General features: G+C 61.1%; 22 protein-coding genes. 9 read left to right on the forward strand and 13 right to left on the reverse strand.

Annotated features, from left to right (window positions below):
* Positions 1-235: 235 nt before the first annotated feature.
* The 3 genes from REH34_RS16980 to gshA all read left to right on the forward strand — a co-directional run bounded on the left by REH34_RS16980 (position 236) and on the right by gshA (position 4,708).
* Positions 236-2,557 carry a Tex family protein gene (locus REH34_RS16980; protein WP_311968534.1) on the forward strand — a complete coding sequence of 774 codons (2,322 nt, stop codon included), beginning with the start codon at positions 236-238 and terminating at the stop codon, positions 2,555-2,557.
* Entirely contained in the window at positions 2,557-2,940 is a 384-nt protein-coding gene (locus REH34_RS16985; RefSeq protein ID WP_226504079.1) for a PaaI family thioesterase, read from the forward strand. The genes REH34_RS16980 and REH34_RS16985 overlap by 1 nt, the downstream gene beginning before the upstream one ends.
* A 184-nt stretch (positions 2,941-3,124) precedes the next feature.
* Entirely contained in the window at positions 3,125-4,708 is a 1,584-nt protein-coding gene (gene gshA, locus REH34_RS16990) for a glutamate--cysteine ligase (RefSeq protein ID WP_226504080.1), read from the forward strand.
* A gap of 68 nt (positions 4,709-4,776) precedes the next feature.
* On the opposite strand, the gene rimK is transcribed toward gshA, so the two are convergent.
* Both rimK and REH34_RS17000 read right to left on the reverse strand, forming a co-directional pair.
* The gene (rimK, locus tag REH34_RS16995; protein ID WP_226504081.1) at positions 4,777-5,682 is read right to left on the reverse strand and encodes a 30S ribosomal protein S6--L-glutamate ligase; all 906 of its coding nucleotides are present in this window, start codon (positions 5,680-5,682) and stop codon (positions 4,777-4,779) included.
* Positions 5,679-6,131, reverse strand: coding sequence for an ATP-dependent zinc protease (locus REH34_RS17000; RefSeq protein ID WP_226504451.1), 453 nt, complete (start codon positions 6,129-6,131; stop codon positions 5,679-5,681). Before REH34_RS17000 ends, rimK begins: the two co-directional genes overlap by 4 nt.
* Positions 6,132-6,355: 224 nt before the next feature.
* Between REH34_RS17000 and REH34_RS17005 the strand changes: the two genes are divergently transcribed.
* A complete protein-coding gene (locus REH34_RS17005) occupies positions 6,356-6,757 on the forward strand; it encodes an RNA-binding S4 domain-containing protein (protein WP_226504082.1) in 402 nt (133 codons plus the stop codon).
* On the opposite strand, the gene REH34_RS17010 is transcribed toward REH34_RS17005, so the two are convergent.
* The gene (locus tag REH34_RS17010) at positions 6,754-7,551 is read right to left on the reverse strand and encodes a phosphatase PAP2 family protein (protein WP_311968535.1); all 798 of its coding nucleotides are present in this window, start codon (positions 7,549-7,551) and stop codon (positions 6,754-6,756) included. The genes REH34_RS17005 and REH34_RS17010 overlap by 4 nt on opposite strands.
* A gap of 100 nt (positions 7,552-7,651) precedes the next feature.
* Here REH34_RS17010 and hslO point away from each other — a divergent pair, with 100 nt between their 5' ends.
* Both hslO and REH34_RS17020 read left to right on the forward strand, forming a co-directional pair.
* Positions 7,652-8,554 (forward strand): Hsp33 family molecular chaperone HslO, encoded by a 903-nt coding sequence (hslO, locus tag REH34_RS17015; RefSeq protein WP_226504084.1) that lies wholly within the window; start codon positions 7,652-7,654, stop codon positions 8,552-8,554.
* A gap of 178 nt (positions 8,555-8,732) precedes the next feature.
* Positions 8,733-10,277 (forward strand): phosphoenolpyruvate carboxykinase, encoded by a 1,545-nt coding sequence (locus REH34_RS17020; RefSeq protein ID WP_226504085.1) that lies wholly within the window; start codon positions 8,733-8,735, stop codon positions 10,275-10,277.
* Between the two features lie 44 nt (positions 10,278-10,321).
* Here REH34_RS17020 and REH34_RS17025 read toward each other — a convergent pair whose 3' ends face one another.
* Both REH34_RS17025 and REH34_RS17030 read right to left on the reverse strand, forming a co-directional pair.
* Positions 10,322-10,741, reverse strand: a complete 420-nt coding sequence (locus REH34_RS17025) for a hypothetical protein (protein ID WP_226504086.1) — start codon at positions 10,739-10,741, stop codon at positions 10,322-10,324.
* 84 nt (positions 10,742-10,825) lie between these two features.
* Complete coding sequence (locus tag REH34_RS17030; protein ID WP_311968536.1) at positions 10,826-11,641, reverse strand: hypothetical protein; 816 nt, start codon at positions 11,639-11,641, stop codon at positions 10,826-10,828.
* A gap of 243 nt (positions 11,642-11,884) precedes the next feature.
* On the opposite strand from REH34_RS17030, the gene REH34_RS17035 reads away from it, so the two are divergent.
* Positions 11,885-13,837 (forward strand): ATP-dependent DNA helicase RecQ, encoded by a 1,953-nt coding sequence (locus tag REH34_RS17035; RefSeq protein ID WP_311968537.1) that lies wholly within the window; start codon positions 11,885-11,887, stop codon positions 13,835-13,837.
* A 48-nt stretch (positions 13,838-13,885) separates the two neighbouring features.
* Here the strand turns inward: REH34_RS17035 and REH34_RS17040 are convergent, their stop codons facing one another.
* The 6 genes from REH34_RS17040 to yrfG all read right to left on the reverse strand — a co-directional run bounded on the left by REH34_RS17040 (position 13,886) and on the right by yrfG (position 20,801).
* Complete coding sequence (locus tag REH34_RS17040) at positions 13,886-14,983, reverse strand: S8 family peptidase (protein WP_226504089.1); 1,098 nt, start codon at positions 14,981-14,983, stop codon at positions 13,886-13,888.
* Positions 14,984-15,120: 137 nt separating this feature from the next.
* Entirely contained in the window at positions 15,121-15,573 is a 453-nt protein-coding gene (locus tag REH34_RS17045) for a YMGG-like glycine zipper-containing protein (RefSeq protein ID WP_311968538.1), read from the reverse strand.
* Positions 15,574-15,774: 201 nt separating this feature from the next.
* Positions 15,775-18,111, reverse strand: coding sequence for an FdhF/YdeP family oxidoreductase (locus tag REH34_RS17050; protein WP_226504091.1), 2,337 nt, complete (start codon positions 18,109-18,111; stop codon positions 15,775-15,777).
* Positions 18,108-18,947, reverse strand: a complete 840-nt coding sequence (gene fdhD, locus REH34_RS17055; RefSeq protein WP_226504092.1) for a formate dehydrogenase accessory sulfurtransferase FdhD — start codon at positions 18,945-18,947, stop codon at positions 18,108-18,110. The genes REH34_RS17050 and fdhD overlap by 4 nt, the downstream gene beginning before the upstream one ends.
* Positions 18,948-19,154: 207 nt before the next feature.
* Entirely contained in the window at positions 19,155-20,033 is an 879-nt protein-coding gene (locus REH34_RS17060) for a LysR family transcriptional regulator (protein WP_311968539.1), read from the reverse strand.
* A gap of 105 nt (positions 20,034-20,138) precedes the next feature.
* Positions 20,139-20,801 carry a GMP/IMP nucleotidase gene (gene yrfG, locus REH34_RS17065; RefSeq protein WP_311968540.1) on the reverse strand — a complete coding sequence of 221 codons (663 nt, stop codon included), beginning with the start codon at positions 20,799-20,801 and terminating at the stop codon, positions 20,139-20,141.
* A gap of 88 nt (positions 20,802-20,889) precedes the next feature.
* Between yrfG and nudE the strand changes: the two genes are divergently transcribed.
* Positions 20,890-21,456, forward strand: coding sequence for an ADP compounds hydrolase NudE (nudE, locus tag REH34_RS17070; RefSeq protein ID WP_226504095.1), 567 nt, complete (start codon positions 20,890-20,892; stop codon positions 21,454-21,456).
* Here nudE and REH34_RS17075 read toward each other — a convergent pair.
* Entirely contained in the window at positions 21,447-22,790 is a 1,344-nt protein-coding gene (locus REH34_RS17075) for a hypothetical protein (protein WP_311968541.1), read from the reverse strand. The genes nudE and REH34_RS17075 overlap by 10 nt on opposite strands.
* A 229-nt stretch (positions 22,791-23,019) precedes the next feature.
* Here REH34_RS17075 and cysQ point away from each other — a divergent pair, with 229 nt between their 5' ends.
* A complete protein-coding gene (gene cysQ, locus REH34_RS17080; protein WP_311968542.1) occupies positions 23,020-23,859 on the forward strand; it encodes a 3'(2'),5'-bisphosphate nucleotidase CysQ in 840 nt (279 codons plus the stop codon).
* A gap of 119 nt (positions 23,860-23,978) precedes the next feature.
* On the opposite strand, the gene REH34_RS17085 is transcribed toward cysQ, so the two are convergent.
* Positions 23,979-24,431, reverse strand: coding sequence for a YiiD C-terminal domain-containing protein (locus REH34_RS17085; RefSeq protein ID WP_311968543.1), 453 nt, complete (start codon positions 24,429-24,431; stop codon positions 23,979-23,981).
* Positions 24,432-24,445: the final 14 nt, after the last annotated feature.

The raw sequence follows: 24,445 nt of genomic DNA on the forward strand, positions 1-24,445 counted from the left end.
CTCCTATGATCTCGGCGGCCATTATGGCTTAGCTGCAAGCCACTGTGCCGAGTGCATTGTTAGCAGATTTTTCCTGATCCACCATCCTGACATATCTTGCAGGTAAACCGGCAATCCCCCCAAGGCCTTATGGGTGGTTATAATGCCGGCCGCTAGCGTCAGGCTTCGAGGCCTGGCGAGGATGGTTCGCCCGCTAAAAGCGGGGCTCTGCATTAACAATAGGTCAGGTGGTCTAATGGACAGTATCAACAGCCGCATTGCCGAAGAACTCGGCGTCCGCCCTCAACAGGTCGAAGCGGCCGTGGCGCTACTCGATGAAGGTTCTACCGTGCCGTTCATCGCCCGCTATCGCAAAGAAGTCACCGGCAGCCTCGATGACACGCAATTGCGTCATCTTGAAGAGCGCCTGCGCTACCTGCGCGAACTCGACGAACGGCGTATCAGCATCCTCGCCAGCATCGAGGAGCAAGGCAAGCTGACCCCGGAGCTCGCCCGCGACATCAAGCTGGCCGATACCAAGACCCGTCTTGAAGACCTTTACCTTCCCTATAAGCAGAAACGTCGCACCAAGGGCCAGATTGCTCTTGAAGCGGGCCTCGGCGAGCTTGCCGACGGCCTGTTCAACGATCCGCAACGCGACCCTGAAGCCACGGCTGCGGGTTTCGTCAACGCCGAGAAGGGCGTCGCCGATACCAAGGCTGCGCTGGAGGGCGCCAAATACATCCTCATGGAGCGCTTCGCCGAAGACGCCCGCCTGCTCGACAAGCTGCGTGGTTTCCTCAAGCAGGAGTCGGTTCTCAGCGCCCGCGTGGTGGCCGGCAAGGAAGAGGAAGGCGCCAAGTTTCGCGATTACTTCGAGCACGACGAACCGCTCAAGAGCATGCCGTCGCACCGCGCCCTGGCGATCTTCCGTGGCCGTAACGAAGGTATTCTCAGCTCCGCGCTCAAGGTCGGCGAAGAGTTGCCCGGGACCATGCATCCGTGCGAGGGGATGATCGGCGAGCACTTCAATATCAAGAATCAGAATCGCCCAGCCGATAAATGGCTGGGTGAAGTGGTGCGCTGGACCTGGAAGGTCAAGCTGTATACCCACCTGGAAACCGACTTGCTGGGCGAGTTGCGCGACGGCGCCGAGACCGAAGCGATCAATGTGTTCGCCCACAACCTGCACGACCTGCTGCTGGCTGCCCCTGCCGGGCCGCGCGCCACCCTGGGTCTCGACCCTGGGCTGCGCACCGGTTGCAAGGTGGCCGTGGTGGACGCCACCGGCAAGATGCTCGATTTCGCGACCGTCTACCCCCACGTGCCGCACAACAAGTGGGACCAGACCCTCTCGGTGCTGGCCGCGCTCTGCGCCAAGCACTCCGTGGACCTGATCGCCATCGGTAACGGTACCGCGAGCCGCGAGACCGACAAGCTCGCCGCCGAGCTGATCAAAAAGTATCCAGCCATGGGCATGACCAAGGTGATGGTCTCAGAGGCGGGTGCGTCGGTGTACTCGGCTTCGGAACTGGCCGCCAAGGAATTCCCGGATCTGGACGTCTCCATCCGTGGCGCGGTGTCCATCGCCCGTCGTCTGCAGGATCCGCTGGCGGAACTGGTGAAGATCGATCCGAAATCCATCGGTGTGGGCCAATACCAGCACGACGTGTCGCAACTCAAGCTGGCCCGCGGCCTGGACGCCGTGGTCGAAGACTGCGTCAACGCCGTGGGTGTCGACGTCAACACCGCTTCCGTAGCCCTGTTGGCGCGGATTTCCGGCCTCAACACCACGCTGGCGCAGAATATCGTCAGCCATCGTGATGCCAACGGCGCGTTCAAGACCCGTGCAGCACTGAAGAAAGTCAGCCGCCTGGGCGAGAAGACCTTCGAACAGGCAGCCGGCTTCCTGCGGGTCATGAACGGCGACAACCCCCTCGACGCTTCCGCCGTGCACCCTGAGGCCTACCCGTTGGTGCAGCGTATCGCCGCTGAAACCGACCGCGACATCCGCTCGCTGATCGGCGACAGCAGCTTCCTCAAGCGCCTGGACCCGAAAAAATATACCGACGAGACCTTCGGCCTGCCGACGGTCACCGACATCCTTCAGGAACTGGACAAGCCCGGCCGCGACCCGCGTCCCGAGTTCAAGACCGCAGCCTTCCAGGATGGCGTCGAGGACCTCAAGGACCTGCAACTGGGGATGATCCTCGAAGGCGTGGTGACCAACGTCACCAACTTCGGTGCCTTTGTCGACATCGGCGTGCATCAGGACGGCCTGGTGCACATCTCTGCGTTGTCGGAGAAGTTCGTCAAGGACCCGCGCGAAGCGGTCAAGGCTGGGGACGTGGTCAAGGTCAAGGTCATGGAAGTGGACATTCCGCGCAAACGCGTGGGCTTGTCGATGCGCATGAGCGACACGCCGGGCGAGAAGATCGATGGCGCCCGTGGCAGCCGTCCGGGCTCGTCGCCGCGCCAGCAGAGCACGCCGGCACGGGCCAAGGAGCCGGCAGCGGCCCCCGCCAATAACGCTATGGCTTCCCTGTTCGCCAACGCCAAACAACTGAAGAAGCGCTGATGGATCTGCCTGAAGAGTTCACCCAGAGCGCCTACAGCCAGCTCCTTGGCTGCAGGGTGCTGCACTTGGGCGAGGGGGTCGCGCAAGTGGCGATGACCCTGGAGCCCGAGTTGCGCAACCGCTTGGGCAAGCTCCATGGCGGGGCGATGTTCAGCCTGGTTGATGTTGCCATGGGCCTGGCGTGTTCGACCTCCCATGGTTTTGACAAGCAGAGCGTGACCCTGGAATGCAAGATCAACTACATTCGCGCTGTAGCGGATGGCGAGGTGGTGTGCACGGCCAAGGTCATCCATGGTGGGCGCCGCACTCTTGTGGTCGACGCCGAAGTGCTTCAGGGCGACAAATTGATGGCGAAGGCGCAAGCAACCTTCGCCGCTCTCTAGCTCGTTTCGCGCATCTGGGGTAATTTCGACGCTGCGCTGACATTGTCGGAATTACACCTAGGAGCCGCTAGTCATAACTGGCGACGAGATCGAAACCAGGCGACAACGCCGGTAACTTTCTTCACCCTTGTAGACCGTTATGTCCACCCCCATATTGGGGCGACTGACCGTGAAGGAATTCAACTTGAGCGACTTTCTCAAACGCCGCCTGGAACTGCTTGGGGCGCCTGCCAATCTTCCTCTGCTGCAGCAGTGCCTGCACGGTATCGAGCGTGAATGCCTGCGCGTGACGGCCGATGGCCGCCTGGCTCAGACGCCTCACCCTGAAGGAATGGGCGCGGCGCTGACCCACGAGCAAATCACCACGGATTATTCGGAGTCGCTGCTGGAGTTCATCACTCCGGCGTTGGCCGACCCGGCTCAGACCCTGCAAAGTCTGGAAAAAATTCACCGCTTCGCTTACAGCAAGCTGGGTAACGAGCTGCTGTGGAGCCCGTCGATGCCTTGTGCGTTGCCGGCCGAGCAGGATATTCCGATCGCGTACTACGGCACGTCCAACATTGGTCAGCTCAAGTATGTCTACCGTCAGGGCCTGGCTCTGCGCTATGGCCGTACCATGCAGTGCATCGCCGGTATTCATTACAACTTCTCGGTGCCCGATGCGCTATGGCCTCTGCTCAAGAACGCAGAGGGCGTGCCGGGCAGTGATCGCGACTTCCAGTCGGCGGCCTATATTGCCCTGATCCGCAACTTCCGCCGCTACAGCTGGCTGCTGATGTATCTGTTCGGCGCCTCGCCGGTACTCGATGCAGGCTTTTTGCGCGGCCGTGCGCATCAGCTGGAGCAGCTGGATGCCGAGACGCTTTACCTGCCCTATGCGACCAGCCTGCGCATGAGTGACCTGGGTTATCAAAGCAACGCCCAGGCGGGGCTGACGCCTTGCTACAACGATTTGGCCAGCTATACCGACAGCCTGCGCCTGGCCGTGGCTACGCCTTATGCGCCGTATGTCGAAGTGGGCACACACAAGGATGGCGAGTGGGTACAGCTCAATACCAACATCCTGCAGATCGAAAACGAGTACTACTCCAATATCCGCCCCAAGCGCGTGACCTATACCGGCGAACGGCCGATCCAGGCCTTGCAGGCCCGCGGTGTGCAGTACGTGGAAGTGCGCTGCCTGGACATCAACCCGTTCCTGCCGACCGGTGTGGATCTGACTGAGGCTCGATTCCTCGACGCATTCCTGCTGTTCTGTGCACTGGAAGAAAGCCCCCAGTTCGCCACGCTGGAATGTGGTAATTGCACCAACAACTTCCTCACGGTGGTCAAGGATGGCCGCCGGCCGGGCCTTCAACTGCAGCGCGACGGTGCGCCGATCGGGCTCAAGGAGTGGGCGGACGAGTTGCTGGAGCGCATCCAGCCACTGGCCGAATTGCTCGATCGCAGCCATGGTGGCGATGCCCACGTCCAGGCGTTGGCCGCTCAGACAGCCAAGGTAGCCGATCCGTCACTGACGCCGTCGGCCAAAGTGCTGGCGAGCATGGCTGAGCACAATGAAAGCTTCGCGCAGTTCTCGCTACGCCAGAGCAATGCCCACGCCGATACGCTGCGGGGCAATCCTTTGAGCATCGAAGAACAGGCCGCGTTCGAGACTACTGCGCGCGAATCCATCGCGCGCCAGGCGGAGCTGGAACAGACCGAAGTGGGGGATTTCGACCTGTTCGTCGCTTCTTATCAAGCGAGTATTCTGGCGATCAGTCAGTAAGCCTGCGGTTATTGCTCACGCCTTCGCGGGCTCTGTCCGCGAAGGCGTCAGTATCAACGACGCGTCGTTCAACCCTTGCCCTTGGTCCGCGTCAGCCCAGGTTCGGCATTCTTCTCGATGTGCTCGATGATCATGCAGGCGACGTTCTTGCCGGTGGTCGTTTCGATGCCTTCGAGCCCTGGCGACGAATTGACCTCCATCACCAGCGGGCCATGATTGGAGCGCAGGATATCGACCCCGGCGACGCCCAAGCCCATGACCTTGGCCGCACGAATGGCGGTCATGCGCTCTTCGGGGGTGATCTTGATCAGGCTGGCTGTGCCGCCGCGATGCAGGTTGGAGCGGAACTCCCCCGGCTTGGCCTGGCGCTTCATCGAGGCCAGGACCTTGTCGCCGACCACAAAGCAGCGGATGTCGGCGCCACCGGCCTCCTTGATGTATTCCTGCACCATGATGTTCTGCTTGAGGCCCATGAAGGCCTCGATCACCGACTCTGCGGCCTTGGTGGTCTCGCACAGCACCACGCCGATGCCTTGGGTACCCTCCAGAACCTTGATCACCAGCGGCGCGCCGTTGACCATCTGGATCAGGTCGGGGATGTCATCGGGCGAGTGGGCAAACCCTGTAACCGGCAGGCCGATACCCCGGCGCGACAGCAATTGCAGCGAACGCAGCTTGTCCCGCGAGCGGGCGATGGCCACCGATTCGTTGAGGGGATAGACGCCCATCATCTCGAACTGGCGCAGCACGGCGCAGCCATAGAAGGTCACCGAGGCGCCAATGCGCGGAATCACTGCGTCGAAATCTTCCAGCGGTTTGCCGCGATAGTGGATCTGCGGCTTGTGGCTGGCGATGTTCATATAGGCGCGCAGGGTGTCGACCACCACCATCTCATGGCCGCGTTCGATTCCCGCTTCAACCAGACGACGAGTGGAATACAGACGCGGATTTCGCGAAAGCACAGCGATCTTCATGCAACACCATTGGCAGGGGTAGTAGTAGAAGCCGGAAAGGTCGGCTTGTCTTGAACGTAAGTCACGCCCGGGTTGACCACCAATTGGCCTTGTACCAGGGCTTTGGAGCCGAGCAGCAAGCGATAACGCATGGCCTTGCGACAGGCCAGGGTGAATTCGACGTCCCACACCCGGTCGCCCAGGGCGAGGGTGGTCTTGATGACGTAGCGCGTCTGCGCGTGGCCATTGGAGCTCTTGATGGTCTTCATCGCCACCAGAGGCGCCTCGCAGCGGCGGTGGCGCAATTGCACCACGGTGCCCAGGTGCGCATTGAAACGCACCCATGTTTCACCCTGACGCTCGAAGGTTTCGATCTCCGTCGCGTGCAGGCTCGAGGTGCTGGCACCGGTGTCGATCTTGGCGCGCAGGCCGGCCACGCCCAGTTCGGGCAGGGCCACCCACTCGCGCAGGCCGATCACAGTCAGATGGTCAAATGTCTTCAAGGGATCAACCGCAGAAAGTGTCAGGAACAGGTTGCTGCATAAATCAGAGCCCGAGGTAGTTGAGACCGGCCTTGGGCAGATCAATTCAACCGAGCGTAGTCTGCTCGGCGCACTCTAAACGGAACGCCTGCCACTTGCATCCGCCGTGTAGGGTAGTAGAGTTCCAGCATGTTTCAGATCGAGGTGAAGTCGTGGCGCAGAAACAGGCCGAGGAAGAAAGGATCCGTCTGGACAAGTGGCTATGGGCCGCACGTTTCTACAAGACCCGCTCGCTGGCCAAGGCCGCGATTGAAAGTGGCAAGGTGCATTGCCGTGGCGAGCGTTGCAAGCCGGGCAAGGAGCCGCATGTAGGCGACGAGATCGCTGTGCGTACCGGATTTGATGAGCGCACGGTGGTGGTCAAGGCATTGTCCGATGTGCGGCGGGGTGCCCCCGAGGCGCAGTTGCTTTATGCTGAGACCGAGCAGAGTATTGCGAAGCGCGAACAAGCGGCGGCGATGCGCAAGGCGGGCGGCCTGGGCGTCGAAACCGATGGGCGGCCGAGCAAGAAGCAGCGTCGGCAACTCCATCAGTTGTTCGGCAGCCGCGACTAGCCGCTGACCACGCTGAGGCGGCGCAGTATCGGAATGTGATTGAGCAGCTTGAATACCGGATTGCTGAGAGTACTCAGCAAGGCGGTAGCTTTGGCGAGATACGGCGTATAGAAGGCCCAGCCCAGCGCCAGCAATGCCATCAGCACGCCACCGATGTAATCGTCCTGGCCCCAATGCGCGCCAGCCACCAGGCGTGGCAGGCTGAATAGCACCACCAGGCCCCAGATCACCACCACCTGGGTGCCACGGCGAGCGAACAGGGTCATGAACATGGCCCAGATCAACAGTACCGAGGCATGATCACCCGGGAAGCTCTGGTTGGATTGATCCTTGAGCTCGAGATGTTTGTCGATGTTCGGATACAGATCCCCCAAACGTACCGCTTCAGGGAGGACCAGCGACGGACTGCTGTGCTGCCACCCCAGATGGTCGCATACCTCTGAAAACAGCGCGCGAATGACCAGCAGCGCTACCATCATGGCGATAATGCCCAAGGCCGCCTGACGCACCTGGCTCCGTTCGAAGACATAGTCACCACGGATCAACAGGGTCAGAAGGATCAGCCCGACCACGATGTCGAACGGCCGCATGCTGCCCACGGCCCAGATCGAACGCCAGACGGTATTAGTAGCCAAAGGCTGATTGAGCATATGAAACAGGCCGACATCGAACGCCGTGAACAACTGATTGCCGACGGGCAACAGCCACAGGCCCAGCAGGATCAACGCGGCGACGTTGCACGTCACCAGAGCTCTGATGTTCCATCTTGCTTGGAACAGAGCGGGTTTGTTCATAAAATACCTCGAATGGCAGAGCTCGCAGGCGCGGAGCGCATGTAACAGAAATTGTTTTGCTGACTATACATTTTGTCATAAATATCAGATACCCAGACCTATGTCCGAATTGCTCGATACCGATTTCACACAGCGTTTCATCTTCGACGACAGCGATGTCCGCGGTGAGCTGGTTTCTCTGGAACGCAGTTATGCCGAGGTTCTGGCCAAACATCCGTACCCGGAACCCGTCGCCCAGTTGCTCGGCGAATTCATGGCGGCGGCAGCTTTGCTGGTCGGCACCCTGAAATTCGATGGCTTGCTGATCCTCCAGGCCCGCTCCAGCGGGCCGATTCCTCTGCTGATGATCGAATGTTCCAGCGAGCGAGAGATCCGCGGCCTGGCGCGTTATGAAGCGGAGCAGGTTAGACCCGGCGCCGGCTTGCCGGAACTGATGCCGGAAGGCACACTGGCGATGACCATTGACCCTACCAATGGCCAGCGTTATCAGGGCATCGTCGAGTTGGGCGGTGCGGACTTGTCGGAATCCTTCACTAATTACTTCGCGTTGTCGGAGCAATTGGGTACGAAGTTCATCCTCAAGGCCGACACCCATCGTGCCCGGGGCCTGCTGTTGCAGCAGTTGCCCATCGACAAGATCAAGGACGACGAAGACCGCGCAGACAACTGGCATAACGTCACCGCCAAGGCCCACACCTTGACGGCCGAGGAGATGCTCGGTCTCGACAACGAGACCGTTCTGCATCGCCTCTACCATGAGGAAGAACTGCGTCTGTTCGATATCCAGCCGCTGCAATTTCGCTGCAGCTGCTCCCGGGAACGTTCGGCGCGCGCGTTGATCAGTCTGGGAGAAGAGGATGCGCAGCTCGTGTTGGTCGAACATGGTGGCACCATCGAGATCGATTGCCAGTTCTGCAACGAGCGTTATCTGTTCGATTCTGCAGATGTCACGCAGTTGTTTCTGGACGGAAGCGTCGATTCGCCGTCAGAGACCCGTCACTGAAAGGTTTTAGCACCGCTAACTGAAGGTCAGGAACGTCGGAATAGTGCCATCCAGACAGGAGGGGTCTACTTTTTCCTAATGTTTCTGGCATAATCCGGCCACTTTTTTCGCTGTAGTAGGTTTGTATTATTACTACAAAACGTTTGGAGCACTCGGCCGCTGGCCGACGGGGACATTCATGACGCAAGCCAATAACGCCGTGTACACCGATCTGAGCACTGACGATCTGGTCAAAGAAGCCCTGACTCGCGGTGAAGGCGAGCTGTCCGATACGGGCGCGCTGGTCGTCAAGACCGGGCATCGCACGGGCCGTTCACCGGTAGACCGTTTCATCGTCGAAGAGCCCTCTTCCCAGAATGACATCGCCTGGGGCCCGATAAACCGCAAGTTCCCGGCCGACAAGTTCGATGCCCTGTGGGATCGTGTTCAAGCCTATCTGGGTGAGCGCGAGCGGTTCGTTTCCCACGTTCATGTAGGCTCCGACGAAGGCCACTACCTCGCGGTCAAAATGACCACCGAGACAGCCTGGCACAACCTGTTCGGGCGTTGCCTGTTCATCAATCCGGAAACCTACAATCCGGGCGCCAAGCAGGAATGGCAAGTCGTGAACGCGCCGTGGTTCGTCTGCGAACCCGAGCGTGATGGCACCAACTCCGATGGCACCGTGATCATCAACTTTGCGGCCAAGAAAGTCCTGATCGCAGGCATGCGTTACGCCGGCGAAATGAAAAAAGCCATGTTCTCGGTGCAGAACTTCCTGCTGCCGGCGGCCGATGTGCTGCCGATGCACTGCGCTGCCAACATGGGCGAAGAGGGCGATGTGACGCTGTTCTTCGGTCTGTCGGGCACCGGCAAGACCACCCTGTCGGCCGACGAAAGCCGCTACCTGATCGGCGACGACGAGCACGGCTGGGGCGAAGGCGTGGTGTTCAACATCGAAGGCGGTTGCTATGCCAAGTGCATCGATCTGTCCGAGAAGAACGAACCGGTCATCTGGAAAGCCATCCAGCATGGCGCCGTGCTCGAGAACGTGGTCCTGGACCCGGTCACCAAGCAAGCCGATTACGCTGACGACAGCCTGACCCAGAACAGCCGCGCCGCTTACCCGCGCGAGCTGATCGAAAAACGCGCACCGAAAAACCTCGGTGGCGAGCCGAACGCCGTGATCTTCCTGACCTGCGACCTGACAGGCGTATTGCCGCCGGTGTCGATCCTCAGCGAAGAACAGGCTGCCTACCACTTCCTGTCGGGTTACACCGCACTGGTCGGCTCCACTGAAATGGGCTCGGGCAGCGGCATCAAGTCGACCTTTTCGACCTGCTTTGGCGCCCCGTTCTTCCCGCGTCCGGCGGGCGTGTATGCCGAACTGCTGATCAAGCGCATCCGCGCTTTCGGCTCCAAGGTCTATCTGGTCAACACCGGCTGGACCGGCGGTGGCTACGGCGTCGGCAAACGTTTCAACATCCCGACCACCCGTGGCGTGATCGCGGCCATCCAGAGCGGCGCGCTGATCGGTGCAGAAACCGAGCACCTGGCGACCGTCAATCTGGATGTGCCGAAATCGGTACCTGGCGTCGATACCGGCCTGCTCAACCCACGCAACACCTGGGCTGACAAGGCTGCGTACGACGAGTCGGCCAAGGCGCTGGCCGGCTTGTTCATCGAGAACTTCAAGAAGTTCGAAGTGAGCGACTCGATTCGTGCCGCCGGTCCGCAGCTGTAATATTCAAGCTGTGAACTGACAAGCCGCCCCTCGGGGCGGCTTTTTTATTTGCGCTCTTTTTCCTTGCCCAGATACACCGGCGCGACGTTCACGTTGGCTGGCAACGCGACGCTGGTCGATGGTGCCACGGGCTGCGCGTGGGCGGCCTTGTCGGTGTGGGATGAACCACGGCTCGGCGCGGCCTGTTCGGCGGTTGGCGCAGGCGCGTCAGCGGGTTTGTCGGTTTGCGCCTGGGCCAGACTGGCTGAAGGATTATTCAGATCGATGACCAGCAACTTGGCCAGGTCATAGCGCTGGCTCAGCGCATACAGGCCGCCGGCGACGATCACCAGGCCAATGAACACATTGCGAAACAGAGTGGAGTCGGTGGTGGCTTTTTTCCGCGTGCGCCGCACCACGGTGTCATCCACGTCGACGCTCAGGGAATCGGATTTAAGGCGGGGTTGCTGGCGCTCGGCTTTCATGGCACTCGTTCGACGGTTGGGCACAGGCGTCGAGTTTAACATTTCTGTTCTGGCGCCAGCGCTTTCCTGTGCCGGGCGGCAGTCCTAATCTGCGGCGGCGAAGGTCTTGGTCGCCAAGCAGTAGCGCTGCTGGGCGGCGAGGGTCTGGTCGTCGTTCTCATGGTCGGCGCGCTTGGTCCATTCCTGACATGCCTCCTTGAAGTACACCACCGCGGCGCGTCGGCACTCACGGTGTTCGACCGTGTCACCCGGGAAGTTGGTGCATACCGAAGCGTTGTCGATCTCGTTATCGACGATCTTCCACTGCGCTCGATAGCGATTGCGGCCTTTCCATTCGCGGATCTCCACGGTCGCCACTTGGTAAGGCTTGCCTTGGCGAGTAACGGGACGCACCTGATCGGCTTTGTACTGGGCCATATAGCGTGCCGAAACCATGCCCTGCGCCGATGTGGGCGCCGGATCGGGCTTGGGGACGGCGCCAAAGCGGCACTTGGCGACCTCATCGTTGATGGCCGTGCCGTTCTTCAGGCAGTCATCCAGAGGCTGTGGCTTGGCGGGTGTGGCGTCGGCCTGTGCGCGCGGCGCCGTGACCACTGGAGCCAAGACGGCGGCCGTTACAGGCTGCACGGGTAGCGCATCGGCTGGCTCGTCGGTCACCGTTGCCATTGGCTCTTGCACGGCATTCGCAGGCTGAGGCGAGGGCGCATTGCCCTGCGGGCGCGCAGCGAGGAGCCAGGCGCAGGCGCAAAGCATCGCCAGCGCGGCTATCCAGCCCAACTTGACGCCGGAAGGCCTGGCGGCTGGGCTTCTGCCAGGATGAGAGCCGAGCACCACGTCGAACTGCCGAGGGTTGAGGCGCTGGAAGTGCGTGACGCCGTCATCATCTGAAGGTGGTTGCATCGAATCCATTCCTGGCGTTTGGTGTAAGGCATAAAGCGGCATCCGGGCCATGCCGTAGCAGACTTGTTACAATTTGCCGCAGATTATACCGGGGCTCGAAACTTGGCCAGCGAACATTGATGGCGTTGCTCGTTGACCCTGGAAGCACCGCCCTCTGAAATGTTCAGGCTCAATCTTGCGCTGCAAATCTGCCAGCGACCGCGCTAGGGTGTCCCCTCGATGCCGTCCAAGGAGTGACACGACATGCAGGCTACCCTCGAAGCAGTGTTCGGCCACAGCCGTTTTCGTCCAGGCCAGGAGGCCGCCATCGGCGCAGTGCTGGCTGGCCGTTCGGCTGCGGCGATTTTTCCGACCGGGTCGGGCAAGTCGTTGTGCTATCAATTGCCAGCGCTCATGCTGCCGCACTTGACGCTGGTGGTTTCCCCATTGCTGGCGTTGATGCAGGATCAGCTCGCCTTCCTCCATCGTCACGGCGTGGCGGCGGCGAATATAGACTCCGCACAAACGCGTGAGCAGGCCGCAGAGGTGATGACGCGGGCGCGCTCAGGTGAATTGAAGATCCTGATGATTTCGGTCGAGCGCCTGAAAAACGAGCGGTTTCGCCATTTTCTGCAGCAGGTGCCCATCTCGTTGCTGGTGATCGACGAAGCGCACTGCATCTCCGAGTGGGGGCATAACTTTCGGCCCGACTACCTCAAGCTCCCCGACTATCAGCGTCAGTTCAATATTCCCCAGGCCTTGCTGCTGACGGCCACGGCGACGCCCAAGGTCATCGCCGACATGCAGGCGAAGTTCGCCATCGCCGATTCGGACGTGGTCACCACGGGGTTCTACCGGGCCAATCTTGATTTGCAAGTGGAGGGGGTGGCCGGCGCCGACAAGCAGGCCCGCTTGGTGCAATGGCTGCAGGCGCGCCAAGGCCAGGCAGGGATCGTCTATGTGACCCAGCAAAAAACCGCAGAAGCCGTGGCTCAGCAGCTGTCGCGCCAGGGTGTAGCGGCGCAGGCCTATCACGCCGGGCTGCCGAACGAGCGCCGCGATGATATTCAGCGCCGCTTCATGGCTGGGGATATCCAATGCATCGTCGCCACCATTGCCTTTGGCATGGGCATCGATAAAAGCGACATTCGCTTTGTGGCACATTTCGATCTGCCCAAATCGATCGAAAACTACAGTCAGGAAATCGGTCGGGCAGGTCGCGACGGTCAACCGTCCGAATGCCTGGTGCTGGCCAACCGCGACAGCTTGGCGGTGCTCGAGAACTTCGTTTACGGCGACACGCCAGAGCGCGTAGGTATCGCTGCAGTGCTCGAGGACCTGCAGCAGGCGGCCGGCGACGGCCAATGGGAGTTTCTGCTGGGGCCCTTGGCCGACCAGAGCAATATTCGCCAACTGCCGCTCAAGACCCTGTTGGTGCAGCTCGAGCTTCGAGGGATCATCGCGCCACGCTACAGTTACTTCTCCGAATACCGCTTCAAGTATCTCGTCGAACCCCAGGCCCTGCTCGAGCGCTTCAAGGGCGAGCGGCAGGCGTTCGTAGCGTCGATCATTGCGCACTGCAAGCGCGCCCGGACCTGGGCGACGGTGGACTTCGACACGCTCTACCAACATGGAGCGGAACGCGCACGTGTGATCAAGGCACTGGATTACTTCCAGGAGCAGGGCCTGATCGAGCTGGAGAGCAAGCACATGACCGAGGTGTATAGCGTGCTGGAGCCTGCGTTCGATGCCCAGTTGCAGGGCGACAACCTCTATGACTATTTCCGCACCCATGAGGGCGCCGAGATCGGCCGCATCCACGCCATGCTGGCGCTATTTGCCAACGATCAATGCTTGAGCGCCAGTTTGGCACGGTACTTTGGTGACACCGAGGCGCCTGATCGATGTGGCCACTGTTCGGTGTGCCGTGGGCAAATCGCACAGTTACCCGAGCCGCCTGCCAGGCCGCGGCTGGGGGATATGGTCTTCGTGCAAGAGTGCAGCGAGTTTCTCAATCGTTACCACGAGCAAACGGGCAGCCTGCCGTCTGCAACGCTGGCGACGCGCTTTCTCTGTGGCGTCAGCGTGCCGATCTTCACCCGCATGAAAGCGCGGGCTGTGCCGGGGTATGGGGTTTTGGAAGATTACCCTTATGCAGAGGTTCTGCAGTGGGCCGAATCAGGATTGGCGAGCTTCGTTGACCCCGCCGGGCCCTGAGAGTCGGCAGCCCTGATGCCGCAGCAGCAGGTCAGGGCTGCATTGTTGTCAGATGGGCTTGGGCTCCGTTCGGGAGGCAGCTTCAAGATCCAGCAGTCCGCGCCCGTAGGCTTCACTGTTGGCGTATATGCCTGATCGATTAGCGCTATCGAGCAGCAGCTCGCGAATTTCTTGCGGGCTCTTCTCTGGATAGCGGCTTTGCAGGGCTGCCAGCGCGCCCGCTACCAGGGCTGTGGCGGGTGAGGTCCCGGCGGTCTCGACAAACTTGCCGTCCTTGCCTGTGGTCATCAGCCCTTTGCCCTGGCCGGAGTCGCCTCCGGGCACCGCAATGCACCAGCGGTGGGCCACGCCACAGTAGTTGGATTTACCGTTGATGGCAGTGCCGTCGTTGCTCAATGCAACCACAGCCAGCCAGCCTTTTTCCAGTTCGGGCAACGCTACGGGCAGGCCCGGCTCGGCCAAGGGTTCGCGCTTGAGCTCGTTACCGGTCGGGAATACCAGAACCGCACCTTGCTCGACCATCACGCGCGCCTGCGCCAAGGAGGCCTCCATGACCTGGTTGTAGCGTGCCTCGGTCAGTTCGGTGGCGGGGATCGAATTGGCCCAGGAGTTACTGAAGATACGCACGCCCTTGTCGAAGGCGAATCGCCAGGATTGGGCAATCTCCTCATCGAAAAAGAAAGGTTCGTTGTCATCCCCGAAGCGCATCGGAATCAGCTGGGCCTCGTAGGCGACACCATGAATGCCCTGATCGTCCTTGTTGGCCGCCAGTACTCCGGCCATCTGGGTGCCATGCCCCAAGCGGTCCTCGGTACCTGGCGCCTTGCGCACGTGGTCGTAACCGGGGTCGGCGATACGGCCGCGAAATGACGGGTGATCCAGCTCCAGACCGGAGTCGATCAAGGCGACGGTCACGCCGTTGCCGGTGCCGCCACGGGCATAGAGTGCCGACGCGTTGATAATCGACAAGGCTTTGAGGGCATGGTATTCGGGGGTTTCAAAACTGGCCCGATCGAGAGCGATCGGTGGTGACTCGGCGTAGGCCCCGCAGCCGATCAAAGTGAATGGCAAGCCCAGCAGCCCTGAGCGAAAGACAGTAGGCAGCAATGGGAACGGGTTATGGAATAGCTGAGGTGGGTGACGCATGGCAGGTCCCTGGACAGTTGATTCAATGCCCTGGCGCTTGGCTCAGGGCATTAGTGAAAGAACTATCCACGATCTTCGATAGCGTCGCTGAACGGTAATGTGAGTACTTGTATCAGCGCAGGAAAGGACTTTTCCTGTTAACGATGACGCCAGTGGTGGCGCGGTGGGCGACCATGGCCACGATAGTCGCGACGGTCGTCGTGGCCACGGTAGTTGCGGTTGTCCCGGTCGCTCTCGTTGCCCATGTAGTTGCCCAGCGCGCCGCCCGCACCGCCGCCTGCCGCCGCGCCGATCAGCGCGCCATTGGTCCCGCCCATGCTGCGGCCAACCACGTTACCGCCGGCGGCGCCCAGCGCGCCTCCGATCGCGGCTTCGCCACGGCTGCGTTTGTTGGCGCCGACCGCGCTGCCCGCTGCACCACCCACGCCTGCGCCGATGGCCGAACCGGTAGTGCCGCCCAGTTGCTGGCCGACAACCGAACCTAGAACCCCACCCAGTGCGCCGCCAATACCGGCTTCAGCCGTGCCGCCCGCAGAGGCAGCCCCGCTGACCAAGGCAAAGGACAACAACAGAATCGAGGGAAGCTTCATGTAGAGGAGTCTCAGTGGAATGACGACGCGATCCTGAGGCTCGGTAACAAGGCTGACAACATCGAAAAAGCCGAAACCGCGACTTGCGCACAGTCTGGTAAACGATTGTTTTAATGATGAAACTTTGTTCGGATTGTGAAGTCTTTTACTCTTCACGAAGGCCTTTTGCATTTCGCAAAAGGCCTTTTTCGTGTGCGCAGATTACAGGATTCTGGCGCTTTGGGCCGTTGCTTCCAGGCGAATCGCGACAAATTTGGACGTCGGCGTGCTGCTGCCGTCGCCCACGCTTTCCAACGGAATAAGCGGGTTGACTTCAGGATAGTAGGCGGCTGCCTGGCCGGCTGGGATGTCGAACGCCAGCAAGGTGAAGCCGTTGACCCGGCGCTCACGGCCATCGTCCCAGATCGAGATCAGGTCGGCCTTCTGCCCAGGCCGGAAGCCCAGGCGGATGATGTCCGCTTCGTTGGCGAACAGCACGTCACGCTGGCCACGCACGCCACGATAGCGATCGTCCAGGCCGTAGATCGTGGTGTTGTACTGATCGTGGGAGCGCATCGATTGCATGATCAGATCCGGGATCTGCCCGGTGGCACGAACCCGTTCATGAATCAGGTCGTTGGGCAGGGCGTTGGGTTTGAAATTGGCGCGGCCGCTCGCGGTGCTCCACTTGCGCGCGCCAGCGCTGTTGCCCAGATAGAAGCCGCCAGGATTTTTCAGGCGCTCGTTGAAATCTTTGAAGCCCGGGATGGTGTCGGCAATCAGATCACGAATGCGGTCGTAGTCGGCTACCAGCCATTTCCAGTCTACCGGGTGCGTGCCCAGAGTCGCAGCAGCGATGCCCGCGATGATGGCCGGCTCCGAGTGCATCTGCCGCGACAGGGGCTGCAGTTGACCGTTGGAAGCGTGAACCATGCTGAACGAGTCCTCCACGGTCACCGCTTGTGGACCTTCGCTCTGCAGGTCGATATCGGTACGCCCCAGGCACGGCAGGATCAGCGCCTGTTTACCGTGGATCAGGTGGCTGCGGTTGAGCTTGGTGCTGATCTGCACCGTCAGGTCGCAATTGCGCAGCGCCTCGGCTGTGCGGTGACTGTCAGGCGTGGCCTGTACGAAGTTGCCGCCCAGGCCGATGAAGACCTTGGCGCGCCCATCGATCATCGCGTGGATGGCTTCGATCACGTTGTGGCCATGGCTGCGCGGTACGGTGAACTTGAAGCGTTGCTCCAGGGCATCGAGGAAAAAGGCCGGCGGGCGCTCGTTGATGCCCATGGTGCGGTCGCCCTGCACGTTGCTGTGGCCGCGTACTGGACACAGGCCGGCGCCCGGTGCGCCGACGTTACCGCGCAGCAGCATCAGGTTGGCGATTTCCTGGATGGTCGCGACCGAGTGGCGATGCTGAGTGATGCCCATGGCCCAGCACATGATGACCTTCTCGGCCTTGACGTACATGCGCGCAGCAAGCTCAATGTCGTCCAGCGGCAGGCCGGACTGCTCGGTGATCTGTTCCCACGAAGTGGCGTCAACGGCAGCGAGGTAGTCCAGCACCGAGACGGTGTGGGCATTGAGGAAGTCATGGTCGAACACCGACGGGGCGTTCTGGGCTTGCGCATCGCGCTCCCACTGCAGCAGGAACTTGGCCATGCCGCGCATCATCGCCATATCGCCACCCAAGCCTGGGCGGAAGAACGCGGTGTTGGTCGGCTTGTCGCCGTTGGTGAGCATCTCCAGCGGGTGCTGCGGGTGCTGGAAGCGCTCCAGGCCGCGCTCCTTGAGCGGGTTGATGCACACTACCTGGGCACCACGCTCCACGGCTTCGCGCAGGGGCTCGAGCATCCGTGGATGGTTGGTGCCGGGGTTCTGGCCCCAGACGAAAATCGCCTCGGCGTGTTCGAAGTCGTCGAAGGTCACGGTGCCTTTGCCGACCCCGACACTTTGCGACAGCGCCACACCGCTGGCCTCGTGGCACATGTTCGAGCAATCGGGGAAGTTGTTGGTGCCGTACGCGCGCACGAACAGCTGATACAGGTAGGCCGCCTCGTTACTGGCCCGGCCCGAGGTGTAGAACTCGGCCTGGTCCGGGCTGGTGAGGTTGAGCAGATGCCTGGCCACCAGACCGTAGGCGTTTTCCCAGGTAATGGGCTTGTAGCGATCGGTCTCGGCATCGTAGACCATCGGCTCGGTCAGTCGGCCCTGGTATTCGAGCCAATAGTCGCTCTGCTCCAGCAGCGAGGTCACGCTGTGCTTGGCGAAAAAACTGCCATCGACGCGGCGCTTGGTGGCCTCCCAGTTGACCGCCTTGGCGCCGTTTTCGCAGAACTTGACCATGCCGCTTTCCGGCGAATCGCCCCAGGCGCAACCGGGGCAGTCGAAGCCGCCGTTCTGGTTGGTCTTGAGCATGGTGCGAATATTCTTCAGCGCGTTATCGCTGGTCAGCCAGGCTTGGGTCACGCTGATCAGCGCGCCCCAGCCACCGGCTGCACCTTTGTACGGCTTGTAGCGCGGCGTCGGGGTCTTGTCGGCTTGGTTGTGAGTGGTCACGCTGATTTCTCCATCGCGGGGCTATAGACCCGCGGCGCACTGTGGTGCGGCAGGTGGATAAGATTAAGGTTGTGGCGGCGCGCCCATTGCAGGGCCAGGCCGGTGGGGGACGACAGGCTGACCAGGGTCTGGATGCCGGCCCGCAGGACTTTCTGAATCAATTCCAGGCTGCAGCGACTGGTCACCACGGCTACGCCGCCGGTGGTGTCGATGCGTTGGCGCAGCAGGGCACCGATGAGTTTGTCGAGAGCATTGTGGCGGCCGATGTCTTCACGGCCGAGCAGCAGCTCGCCACGACCATCCATGAAGATGGCGGCGTGTACCGCGCCGCAATGCTGGCCCAGCGGCTGGAAGTCGCTGATGCGCTGGCGCAGGCCGTCGAGCCAGTGCGCGGGCGGCAGGGGCGCGCCGGGCAGTACCTTGAGGTCGGGCAACGCCTGTTCGACGGCTTCTACGCCGCACAGGCCGCAGCCACTGGTGCCGGCCATTTGGCGGCGTTGATCCTTGAGGTTCCAGAAAGCACGGCTCGCGATCTCGACCTCGGCCTGTTGCGCCGAGCCACAGCCGCTGAGCTTGATGTCGTAGATTTCATCGGGGCTGGCAATCAGGCCGCTGCCGATGCTGAAGCCGACGATGAAGTCTTCGAGATCGGTGGGGCTGACCAGCATGACCGCCTGGCTGATGCCGTTGTAGGCGATCGCCAGGGCGACCTCTTCGGCCAGGGCGGTGGCGGTCTCACCTTCGTGCTCGAGGGTGCAGAAACTGTATTCATGACTGGCCGCTGCAGCGGCCGTCGAAAAGCTGGACGCCGCGGGGGCCGGGCGTTTGGCATTCATCGCAGATTACCGGCTGGAAGATAGGCTAAAGCCTAGGCCTGCCAGCGGTGGACGTCTAATCGCTAGTACTGATATGCCGATAGATGGCGTCGATGAAGATGGGTTTGGGTTGTGAATGGTGGCTCTTTCGCGGGCGAGTCCCGCTCCCACAATGGTGAGTGGGAGCGGGCTCTGCCCACGAAAAGGGCGGTATGGTCAGCGCACAATTCAGGACGTTTCACGACACAGCGCAAAGCACGCCTCAGCCAGCGCCGAGCGGGGCGCGCTGCGGCGCATGATCAGCCCCAGCCCCGCAAGGGTATGGGCGTCGGCGATGGGCGCCAGGCGCAGATGTTCGGTCAGCGCATCAAGGCCGCCATTCAACGGCATCACGGCACAGCAAAGCCCGCCATGGACGGCCTGCAGCAACTGATGAACGGCATCGGTCTGCAGCAGGAACGATGGATTCAAGCCGCGACTGTGGAAGTTGTGATCCATGGACTGGCGAAAGTGCATGCCGCTGGTCAGGGCGGCCAATGGTAGCTCGGCCAATGTTTCCCAGCTCAAGGGCTGATCACCAAAATCAAAATGGCGCTGATCGTAGAGCAAGCCCATGCGCGTTTCGTCCAGCGCCAAGGATTCGAAGCGCTCGGTGTCCAGCCGCTCAAGGTAAGACACGCCGATATCAAGTCGATTGCTGGCCAACTGCTCGAGAATCTGTTCGGAGCTCAGCGCACTGAGTTCGAAGCGCAGATTGGGATGCTGGCCGTGCAAGCGATGCAGCAGCGGCAGCGGGTCGAAACTCGACAAGGGCACCACGCCCAGGCGCAAGGTACCAACCAGGTTACCGCGGCAGGCTGCTGCCTCGGCTTGCAAGCCGTCATAGGCCGCCAGCACGGTGCGCGCCCAGGCCAGCACGCGCTCGCCGGGCGCAGTGAAACCTTCGAAGCGCTGGCCACGGTTGACTAGTGGCAGGTCGAGTTCCTGCTCGAGGTTGCGCAAGCGCATCGACAGCGTCGGCTGGGTGATGTGGCAGCGCGCCGCGGCCTGGCCGAAATGCCGGGTTTCGTCGAGGGCGATGAGGAATTTGAGTTGCTTTATGTCCATCTGCATTCCTGACGCACGTTTGGGGGATCTGAGGGGCCGCTGCAGCTTGCACACAGCTCACACCCCCACACCGAGAATAAGCCGTCAATGCGCAACAAAGGTCGCTCAAAGACCTTTGATCAACTCGCGATAATCGTCCACTGCGTCGAATTCCTCGGTGTCCTTGGGGCCCTTCTTGCTATCAGGCTCGCGCACCGCCAGCAGATGCCCGACGCCGAACGCGCGCGCGCTGCGCAGTATCGGCAAGGTATCGTCGATGAACAGACTGCGCGCCGGATCGAAGCCGATATCGGCCTGCAGGGCGTCCCAGAACTGCTGGGTTTCCTTGGGGTAGCCGTAGTCGTGGGAGCTGATCAGGCGCTCGAAATAGGGCGCCAGTTCAATCCGCTCCATCTTCAGCGACAGCGAGTCACGATGGGCGTTGGTGATCAGGATCACTCGCTTGCCGGCATCGCGTATCGCCGCCAGAAAGGTGTCGGCATCGGGCCGCAGGGCGATCAAGTGCGCGGTTTCGACCTTGAGGTCGCGCACCGACAGATTCAGCTCGGCGCTCCAGTGGTCCAGGCAGTACCAGGTCAGCTTGCCGGCATTGCGCTCGAACAACGGATGGATTTCGAGTTCGGCCATGGCGCGGCTGACGCCATGCAGCTCGGCGTAGCGTTGCGGCAGGTGTTCCATCCAGAAATGGTTGTCGTAGTGCAGGTCCAGCAGGGTGCCGTCCATGTCGAGCAGCACGGTGTCGATGTCTTGCCAGGCGAGGGGAGCCATAAAGATTCTCGGGCAATGGGTTGGTTCGATGGCCTTTGCAGGCAAAAGCCACGGTATAGTAACCCGTTCACGCTCAGGAGCCGCCCCCATGCGCCAGAAACCTATCGCCCTTTCCCGCGAGATCGTCGCCAGCAGCCGTCTATTCCGTGTCGAACAGGTGGAATTACGGTTCAGCAATGGCGTCGAGCGCACCTATGAACGGCTGGTCGGGCGCGGCACCGGCCATGGTGCGGTAATGATCGTGGCGATGATCGACAGCGACCATGCGTTGTTGATCGAGGAGTATTGCGGCGGTACCGACGAATACGAACTGTCCTTGCCCAAGGGCCTGATCGAGCCGGGCGAGGACGTGCTGGCGGCGGCCAATCGCGAACTCAAGGAAGAGGCCGGCTACGGTGCGCGGCAGTTGGAGCATCTGACCGAGCTGTCGCTGTCGCCCGGCTACATGAGCCAGAAAATCCAGGTGGTGCTGGCCTCTGACCTATACGAAGAACGCCTGGAGGGCGACGAGCCTGAAGAGATGCGCGTTGATCGCGTCAACCTGCGCGAACTGGCAAGCCTGGCCCAGCACCCGCAATTCTCCGAAGGGCGGGCGCTGGCGGCGCTGTATCTGGCTCGGGATCTGCTGACACAGCGGGGCAGCTTTCAACCATGATGGGTGGGTGTCGCGGCACCGCCCTGCAGCCACCAGATATCATTCTTGAAGCCGAGAATAATGTCCTCGTTGGGGAGTAGGTGCAGTTGTGCCAAGACCAGCAGGCCGCTATCTGCTGGATCGAAGGCCGCGATGCCTTGCTCGCCGAACGTCTCATCGAAATTTCCGTCATCAAGCAGGCGCACTACCCCGATCCTCGTCACCTCTTTGGGCACGGACGTGGACAATACCATTCGCGCCTCTCTGCCTTGACCATAAAAAGCCCCACCGTGCCAATTGCCATAACCCGGCACGATCTCTTTCAATAGTAACTCTCCCCGGTTGAACGAAGTATCAACTTGACCCTCAGCGGTATAGCCACTTATAGCACCTTTGAGGCCTATGCCGTCCTTCACCGAGGCCCCCAGCACTTTCAATGCGCCGTTCTCATCGGCCCACAAAGCGTTGACGACATAAAAATCATCCTTATCGATGCGCACCAATCCTTGGTCGTTGCCATTGCCACCGAAGCTGTAGTCCTGTTTGCCCTCAGCGTCGTAACGCACCAGGAATTGCTGCCCTTCATCTGGGTTGGTAAACGGTAATGCCTCCTTGACGAGAATTACCAGCTTACTGCTCCCGGCGCCTCCCGTTTGCAGAGCGGCCGCGACGGCAAAGTTGAAGGGGATGAGGGTGCCAGCCAGGGTTACCACTACATAACCGGAGCCGTTGAATGCTCTGTCCAACTTGCCCTGGTTGTCGAGGCGGACTACTACCGGCAGCAATTCGTCGTAACCACCCCAGCCCACTGTTAACACCAGATACAAGCTGTCACCGTCAGCAATGCTGATCAGGTTTCCGGTCTTCGGTGGCAGGCCCTTATCTTGAGCCGATTTATGTTCCGGGGTATGAATGCGAGCCCCGCTCTCACCATCAAAGATCAATTCGGACACGTGTACGACAGCGTGGCCGTCTTTGCCATACGTGCTATCCAGCCGACCATCAGCGTGAAAGCGTGAAGCTGACAGGAGCTCGCCATCTGAACCGCCGGTTACTAAAAACGATCCGTTCTCCAGCAAATGGAGCCTGTCGCGGTCCTCGTAGATCGGATCTTCGACGTGAACAAAACCTGCGCCGTCGGCGAACGAGGGATCAAGTTCGCCTTGCGGGGTGAATTGGCTGAGAAAGTAGCCCCGAGCGCCGATACTGCGCGAGAGTACGAGGAGATTTGCGTCCGTAGTCTGTTCCAGGCTGAGTACGAATGCAGCGTTACCGGTGTGATCCAGCGTAACCTTGCCGCCGTTGAACGCCGGATTGAGATCCCCCGGCCGTCTTGATTGATTTTGATTAGCCATGATGGTGCCCCTTTGGATGATGGAGATAAACCCGAAAGGTTCGGTCTCAAGGAGCTTACTGGGGGCTATATCTGCCCACACCTCTCAGAAGTGTCAGGTAGCGCGTCTGCGCTGATTCGTGTTACCAGCCTCGTGGGTAGCGTCAGGTTTGACTACATCCTCCGGCTGTCCCAAGCTCATCGGCTGGCGCGCACCGCGGCACGCCGGTTCAACGTTGGAGTTTTCGACCATGCCTCAAGCTGTAACCCCCCTCAGTGCCCATCCGCTGTTGCCCGGTGTCATAGAACTGGCTCACCGCGCCGGCGAAGCGATCCTGCCGTTCTGGCGCGCGGATGTTGCGGTAGAGGTCAAATCCGACGATTCGCCCGTTACGGCCGCTGACCTGGCCGCTCACCACGTCATCGTCGCCGGGCTGACGGCGCTGGCGCCGGATATTCCGATCCTGTCTGAAGAAGACGCAGATATCCCTCTCAGCGTGCGGCAGGGCTGGCAGCGTTGGTGGCTGGTCGACCCGCTGGATGGCACCAAGGAGTTCATCAGCGGCAGCGAAGAATTCACGGTCAATATCGCCTTGGTGGAGCAGGGTCGGATCGTGTTCGGCGTGGTGTCGATGCCGACCAATGGCCGCTGTTACAGCGGTGGCGCCGGGCTGGGCGCGTGGCGCAGTGAGGGGGATGGCGAGAGCAAGGCGATTGCTGTGCGCGAGCAGCCTCCAGCAGGCAGCCCTCTGGTGGTGGTCGCCAGCCGCCGTCATTCGAGCCCGGAACAGGAGCGTTTGCTGGAGGGATTGAAGGCCGATATGGGGGCGCTGGAGCTGGCCAATATCGGCAGTTCGCTTAAATTCTGCGTGCTGGCCGAAGGTGCTGCCGATTGCTACCCGCGGCTGGCGCCGACCTCGCAGTGGGACACTGCTGCGGCGCAAGGGGTGCTGGAAGGGGCGGGCGGTGAAGTGCTGGAAGTGGACGGTTCGCCGTTCCGCTATCCGGCTCGGGAATCGCTGTTGAATCCGTTCTTCATGGCGTTGCCCGCAAAGGCGCCGTGGCGTGAGGCGTTGCTCAAACATCTTTGAATCTATCGGTGTGCCTGCGGGCCTATTCGCGGGCTCCCCCGGGTGTATGGCTGAGCTGCGGCGTGCACTGTGGGAGCAAGGCTTGCCCGCGAAGAGGCCCGTCGCTTCACCGCACTCGTTCAGCGGTGCAACACATACTGCCCGCTGAAGCGCACCGCATCCTCGTCGCTGCCCTCATTGCTGATCCGCGTCTGTAGCGTGATCCGCGCGCGGCCACGGCGCTGGTAGGTCGTGATAAACCGCTGCCACACCGCCGCCTCGGGCATTTCACAGTGGGCGATGCCAGCGCCGCGCACCGCCTGTGGATAACTGATCTGTCCTTCCTGAATGACGATATGGCCGTCTTCGATGCCGGCATCGCGCAAGCTCAAGTATAGCCATCCCCATCCCACCAGTACGGCGCCGCAGTACAGGCTGCCGCCGAACATGGTGTTTTTATGGTTGACGTTAGGCTCCAGCGGCAGTCGCAATCGTAATGCGTGGGCCTCCCAGCTCAAGACCTGCATCTGCATGTCGGCGGTGAGCGGGATATCGTGGTGCAGCACCTGCTGCAAGTGTTCGACAGGGTTCATCAACGGGTTTCCTG

The organism is Pseudomonas baltica, from assembly GCF_031880315.1.
GTDB lineage: Bacteria > Pseudomonadota > Gammaproteobacteria > Pseudomonadales > Pseudomonadaceae > Aquipseudomonas.